At 72.6% G+C, this 6,389-nt stretch carries 5 protein-coding genes, 1 tRNA gene and 1 pseudogene; 5 read left to right on the forward strand and 2 right to left on the reverse strand.

Annotation, left to right across the window (positions count from 1 at the left end):
- Positions 1 to 42 precede the first annotated feature (42 nt).
- From ACWD4U_RS28875 to ACWD4U_RS28890, 4 genes and pseudogenes are all read left to right on the forward strand, one after another.
- Positions 43 to 1,149, forward strand: a complete 1,107-nt coding sequence (locus tag ACWD4U_RS28875; RefSeq protein ID WP_363458620.1) for a LamG domain-containing protein — start codon at positions 43 to 45, stop codon at positions 1,147 to 1,149.
- Between the two features lie 207 nt (positions 1,150 to 1,356).
- Positions 1,357 to 2,430 (forward strand): annotated as a pseudogene (locus ACWD4U_RS28880) (sugar phosphate nucleotidyltransferase); the annotation flags it as partial.
- Positions 2,431 to 2,602: 172 nt separating this feature from the next.
- Positions 2,603 to 3,529: a Yip1 family protein gene (locus ACWD4U_RS28885; protein ID WP_363458618.1), complete on the forward strand. Its 927-nt coding sequence runs from the start codon at positions 2,603 to 2,605 to the stop codon at positions 3,527 to 3,529.
- 97 nt (positions 3,530 to 3,626) lie between these two features.
- A complete protein-coding gene (locus tag ACWD4U_RS28890) occupies positions 3,627 to 4,520 on the forward strand; it encodes an alanyl-tRNA editing protein (RefSeq protein ID WP_363458616.1) in 894 nt (297 codons plus the stop codon).
- 95 nt (positions 4,521 to 4,615) lie between these two features.
- Here ACWD4U_RS28890 and dcd read toward each other — a convergent pair whose 3' ends face one another.
- Together dcd and ACWD4U_RS28900 are read right to left on the reverse strand one after the other, a co-directional pair.
- Positions 4,616 to 5,191 carry a dCTP deaminase gene (gene dcd, locus ACWD4U_RS28895; protein WP_363458614.1) on the reverse strand — a complete coding sequence of 192 codons (576 nt, stop codon included), beginning with the start codon at positions 5,189 to 5,191 and terminating at the stop codon, positions 4,616 to 4,618.
- 72 nt (positions 5,192 to 5,263) lie between these two features.
- Positions 5,264 to 5,485, reverse strand: coding sequence for a hypothetical protein (locus ACWD4U_RS28900; RefSeq protein ID WP_363458612.1), 222 nt, complete (start codon positions 5,483 to 5,485; stop codon positions 5,264 to 5,266).
- Positions 5,486 to 5,642: 157 nt separating this feature from the next.
- On the opposite strand from ACWD4U_RS28900, the gene ACWD4U_RS28905 reads away from it, so the two are divergent.
- A tRNA-Gly gene (locus tag ACWD4U_RS28905) sits at positions 5,643 to 5,713 on the forward strand.
- Positions 5,714 to 6,389: the final 676 nt, after the last annotated feature.

Here is a 6,389-nt window from a genome sequence, read left to right on the forward strand (position 1 = left end):
CCGGGCGTTCCCGGAGCTGGGGCGATGTCCTAGCATCTGCGCATGACTGCTGACGGGGGAATACCGGGGCCCGGCGGCCCACCGCTGAACGGGCCCGGGTACGGCGCCGCGCCGCCGGGGAACTTCGGCGGCGCACCCGCCTACCTGCCGACCGTCACCTCCGGCTCCGGGGCGCCCGACTGGGCGGCGCTCGCGGACGCCAACGAGCGGGAGTACCTGCGCAAGCGGCGGCTGAAGATCGGCGGCGGCGTCCTCGCGGTGGTGCTGGTCGGCGGGATCGTCGCCACCGCCGTGGCGCTCTCCGGGCCCAAGGGCACCCCCGACGCCAAGCCCGTCCCCAGCGCCACCGCCCAGCCCGACGGGCCGGCGCCCAGCGCGCCGGGCACCCCCTCAGGCCCGCCCTCCGCCTCCCCGTCGGCGTCCGCGTCGGGCTCGGCCGCCGCCTCCGCCTCCGCGTCCGCCACCGACAGCGCCAAGCCGGGCAAGAGCCCCAGCGGCAAGCCCTCCGCGGCGCCCACGCTCGCCGGATTCGCGCTCGGCGGCGGCAGCGCGCTCGGCACCAGCGACGGCCACAAGGGCCCCACCCTGGTGCTGTACGGCAACTCCATCGGCTACGCGGAGAACCAGGCCGCGGTGGTCGACACCTCGCGCAGCTTCACCGTCTCCGCGCTGGTCCGCAACAACGCGCCGAGCGGCGGCCGGGCCGCGGTCACCCAGGGCGGCGACACCTACTACTCGTTCTACCTGGGTCGCGAGGACTGGGCTTCCCACAATCAGTGGGTCTTCAAGGTGCAGACCGCGGCCGGCGCCCAGGACACCACGACCGTGCAGGCGTACGGCAACGGCGCCACCACCGGCTCCTGGACGCTGCTCACCGGCGTCTACGACGCGGGCACCAGGAAGATCCAGCTGTACGTCGACGGCGCCCCGCAGCAGACCACGGCGGTCAGCGGCATCTGGCAGACCACCGGCGGCCTCCAGCTCGGCCGGGTCCGCTACAAGTCGGCCTGGAGCGACTTCTGGGACGGCGCCATCGCCGACGTGCAGGTCTGGGACCGCGCACTGCCGCCCGCCGCGGTCGCCAAGCTCAACACCAGCGGCGGCACCGACGCCGGCACTTCGGCCGCCAAGTCCTGGCTGCTGCCGTAGCGGCGGCGCTGACCGGCGGCGGTTCGCACACCAGCCCGGGTGGGCCGGTGGCTGTCGTGCGCTGTTCGAGCAAATAGAGTATGCGGCGGGCCCCGGATCAGGGCCCGCTTTCGGCCACCACGGCCGGCCGCACCATGTCACCGAGCGAGCACACCGGACCCTGTCGAGCCGGGCACGCCGGACACCGGACCAGGGGAGAACAGAGACATGACCGAGGCGATCATGCTGGTCGGAGGCAAGGGCACCCGGCTGCGCCCGCTGACCACCCACACGCCGAAGCCCATGCTGCCCGTGGCCGGTGTCCCGTTCATCGCCCACCAGCTGGCCCGCGCCGCGGCCGCCGGCGTCACCCGCGTGGTGCTCGCCACCTCGTACCTCGCCGAGGTCTTCGTCGACCACTTCCAGGACGGCAGCCCGTACGGCATCGAGCTGGTCTACCTCACCGAGGAGGAGCCGCTGGGCACCGGCGGGGCGATCCGCAACGCCGCCTCCGGCCTGACCTGCGGCCCCGACGAGCCGGTGCTGGTCTTCAACGGCGACATCCTCTCCGGCCTCGACATCGCCGCGCTGCGCGACGGGCACACCGCCTCCGGCGCCGACGTCACCCTGCACCTCACCCGGGTGGCCGACCCGCGTGCCTTCGGCCTGGTCCCCACCGACGAGAACGGCCGGGTGCTGGCCTTCCTGGAGAAGCCGGAGACCCCCGAGCAGATCGTCACCGACCAGATCAACGCAGGCTGCTACGTCTTCACCCGCTCGGTGATCGACCGCATCCCGACCGGCCGCGAGGTCTCGGTCGAGCGCGAGACCTTCCCCGAACTGCTCGCCACCGGCGCCCTGCTGCGCGGCGTGGTGGACACCTCGTACTGGCTGGACCTCGGCACCCCCGGCGCCTTCGTCCGCGGCTCCGCCGACCTGGTGCTCGGCAAGGTCGACTCCCCGGCCGTCCCCGGCCCGACCGGTGAGGCCCTGCTGCTGCCCGGCGCCCGGGTCGACCAGGGCGCCGTGCTCGGCTCCGGCACCGTCGTGTCCGAGGGCGCCGAGGTCGCGGCCGGCGCGATCGTCGAGGGCACCGTGGTGCTCCCCGGCGCCCGGATCGAGGCCGGCGCGTACGTCAAGGACTCCATCGTCGGCGCCTACGCCGAGATCGGTGAGCGCTGCTCGCTGGACGGCGTGGTGATCGGCGACGGCGCGGTCCTGGAGGCCGAGAACGAGCTCTCCGCCGGCCTGCGGATCGCCTGCGGCACCCGCCTGCCGGTCGGCGCGGTCCGGCTCTCCGCGGGCCCCGGCGGCTGCGAGGCGGGCCTGAGCAACGCCGCCGCCGTGCACGCCCCGGGCGCCGGCGTCACCAGCTGACGCACCCCCGCGGAGGACCGTCACAGGACGGCTGCAATCCGGTCGCGCGGCCATGATCACCCGACGGGTGGTCAGCCGTTGCGGGTACCGTCGTGGCGTGGCTGGCAATCGACACGACGACGGACGGGGCACCGACCCGCGACAGGGCTGGTCGGCACCCCACCCGGGCACCCCGCAGGGCGATCCGTACCAGGGCGCCCGGCAGCCCGAGGGGCCCGAGTACTTCACCGCCCCGCACGAGCAGTACCCCGGGGACGCACCCGGCGGCGACCGGTACGGCGACCAGCCGGGTCACACCCGGGCGTTCGCGCTCGGCGAGCAGCCCTACCCCGGCCCGGACGGCTACGGCTACCCGCAGGGCTACACCGAGGACGGCTACGGCTACCCGGGGCCGGGCTACGGCGGCGAGCCGGAGTACCCGTCCGGTGACAACGTCGCGGTCTACCGGGCCGGCGGCCAGGCCGCCCCGCACCTGGGCGGCCCCCGGCTGCGCTGGCGGCAGCTGCTGACCGGGATGTACCGGGAGCCCTCCGCCACCTTCGACCGGATGCGCGAGCACCAGGTCTGGCTGGCCGCGCTGACCGTCTCGCTGCTGTACGGCGTGCTGGCGGTGTTCGCCCTCGACAGCACCAGCGACCAGGTGGTGCACTCCGCGTTCGCGGTCGCCCTGTGGTCGATGGCCGGCGCCGCGATCGGCTTCACCCTGGCCGGCGGCGTGCTCGGCGCGGTCACCTACGCGCTGGCCCGGCAGTTCGGCGGCGACGGCCCCTGGCAGTCCACCGTCGGCCTCGCGGTCCTGATCACCTGGACCACCGACGCCCCCCGCCTGCTGCTGGCGATCTTCCTGCCCGCCGCCAACCCCGTGGTCCAGGTGGTCGGCTGGGCGAGCTGGCTGGTCTGCGCGGTGCTGCTGACCACGATGGTGCGGCGGATCCACGACCTGCCCTGGGGCAAGGCGGCCGGCGCGGCGGCGCTGCAACTGCTCGCGCTGCTGGTGCTGATCAAGCTGCCCACCCTGGGCTGAGCGGCCCGCGCCGCCGCCCGGTGCGTGCACGGTCCGTCCGAATGGCGAGATCTTTGTAGGGTGGGGTGTTCGACCCACCCTCGTCTGGAGCGTCCGCATGACTCTGCCCACCACCCACGTCAGCTTCCCGGCCGGGGCGGTGACCGGCGAGTCGCCGATCCTCGCCGTGCACGCCCTGCCGGACGGCCGCACCGCCGTGGTCACCGAGTCCACGCCGTTCCACCCGCTCGACCACACCTGGCCCGACCAGCCCGCTGACCTGGGCACCCTCACCGTCGACGGCGCCGCGTACCCGGTGGTCGACTGCCTGACCGGCGCGGTCGGCCCGGACGGCGGCGACCTGCTGGTCGGCGCGGACATCCCGGTCCGCCGCGGCGACGAGGAGTGGTCCTGGCTGGTGCTGCACGTGCTGGCCGACGCCCCCGGCCCGGACGCCGTCGGCCGCACCGCGCGGCTCGACGTCGACGCCGAGCGGCGCGGACTGCTCTCCGCCGCCCACACCGGCTGCCACCTGCTGGCGCTCGCCCTGAACGCCGCGCTCGCCCCGCGCTGGCGCAAGGACCCGGGCCGCGCCGACGCCTTCGGCCACCCGGACTTCGACAGCCTCGCCATGGACTCCTCGGTGATGGACACCGACGCCAGCACCGACACCTACCGGCTCGGCAAGTCGCTGCGCAAGAAGGGCTTCACCGTCGACGCCGCAGAGGACTTCCCCGCCCTCGCCGACGCCCTGCCCGCGCTCACCGAGGCGGTCAACGTCCAGCTCGCCGCCTGGGTCGCCGCCGACGCCGAGGTCCGCATCGAGGTGCCGGGTCCCGAACTGACCGCCCGCCGCCGCTGGCACGCCGCCCTCCCGGCCGGCCCCGCCGAGATCTTCTGCGGCGGCACCCACCTCCACCACCTCGGTGAACTCGCCGAGCTGCGCACCGAGTTGACCCTCTCCGAGGACGGCACCGTGCTGGTCGCCACCACCCGCCCGAAGCGCGGCTGACGCACGCCGACATGCCACGAGGGCCGACCCGGCGGCGGGTCGGCCCTCGTCCTGCTGCGCTCTTGGTCCGGCTGCGCTCTGGTGGTGCGGTTGCCTCAGATGTCGCTGCGGTGGAAGTTCAGGTACGAGCGGGAGGCCGTCGGGCCGCGCTGGCCCTGGTACCGCGAGCCGTAGCGCTTCGAGCCGTACGGGTGCTCTGCGGGGGAGGACAGCCGGAACAGGCACAGCTGGCCGATCTTCATCCCCGGGTACAGCTTGATCGGCAGCGTCGCCACGTTCGACAGCTCCAGCGTCACGTGGCCGCTGAACCCCGGGTCGATGAACCCCGCGGTGGAGTGCGTCAGCAGCCCCAGCCGGCCCAGGCTCGACTTGCCCTCCAGCCGGGAGGCCACGTCGTCCGGCAGCGTGATCCCCTCGTAGGTGGCGGCCAGCACGAACTCGCCCGGGTGCAGGATGAACGCCTCGTCGCCCTCCGGCTCCACCAGCCGGGTCAGGTCCGGCTGCTCCTCGGAGGGGTCGATGTGCGGGTAGCGGTGGTTCTCGAAGACCCGGAAGAAGCGGTCCAGCCGAACATCGATGCTCGACGGCTGAACCATCGCGGGCTCGAACGGGTCGATGACGACCCGACCCTTGTCGATCTCGGCACGAATGTCCTTGTCAGAGAGCAGCACGCCCCCGAGGGTACGTGCCAGGGGGCGGCCGCCCCAAAAGCGCCCACCCCCCGGACCGCCCGTGCTCCGGCCTCAGACCGGCGACTCGACCGCCTCCAGCCGCAGCGCGTGCGACAGTTGGCCAGCCGAGAGCTCCGCCACGTCCGCCGGCACCGAACTCCGCAACCGCCCGCACCTCGGGCACCGCAGCAGCCGCCCCGGCCCCAACCGGGCCGCCTGCAAGTGCTGCATCGGGAAAGCCGCCGTGCTGAACACGTGCCCCTCGGCACAACGAACCACGGTGCGCTGCTCCATCGGTCCCCTTCCTACTGATCCGCCGACAGCGTCACATTAGGGGATCTACCGGACACCACCCCGCGAGGCTCGCCGCCACCGGAAACCCTGCACCCACCGCCTCCCGCCATGGGGTACAGTGATCCTCGACCGGGCCGTCTCTGACGCCCCGTCACATGCGGGCGTAGTTTAATGGTAGAACATGAGCTTCCCAAGCTTAGAGCGCGAGTTCGATTCTCGTCGCCCGCTCTCGGTAAAGCCCCAGGTCAGAGACCTGGGGCTTACTTTTTAGGGGCCTAAATCGCGGTTTTGAGGCATGAGCTGACTTTTCCTGCGGCTTGAGGGCGCGATTCGTTGACGGAGGCTTCGCTGGGGGCGGCTCGGAAGGTGCCACCGCCGGTAAGAGATGGCGTTCCTTCATGCGTCCGATTTGCTGTCACATGTGCCTAATTTAGCGGCAGTTCGCATAGTCGTACCTTCTGAGCGGGCGTCATCTCTCGATCTGTAAGCCTCTTATCTCGAGCCCTTTCGTGTGTCTTGCCCCGCGGCTAGGCGAGCCTTGTGCCTGTGATCGTGCGCGACTACTGCGCGAGTAGTGGCAGTCAGTAGCGGTCAGCCGCGGTCGTTCCTTCGAGAAATCTAAGCTCAGGGCGCGCGATACCTGAGTCGAATGCCTGGGTGCTCCGACTTCGGTTCTGCCGACAGTTTCTCGTGTTGTGGATTTCGCGGCCTGGCCTGACGGTTCGCGGCAGGGTGGCCTCGGCGTGGCGGGCTGCACCGGGGCTCCGGCGTCGCGCCTCGGGGGGGGGGGGGGGGGGGGGGGGGGGGGGCCAAAAACGCGTGTAGGGCGGACGAGCCTTAGCGGGCGCCCGGGTTGAAGATTTTTCTGCGGGGGGACGGGGGGGGTGCCCCTGTTGGGTCTTTC

The organism is Kitasatospora sp. NPDC002522 (assembly GCF_053595195.1).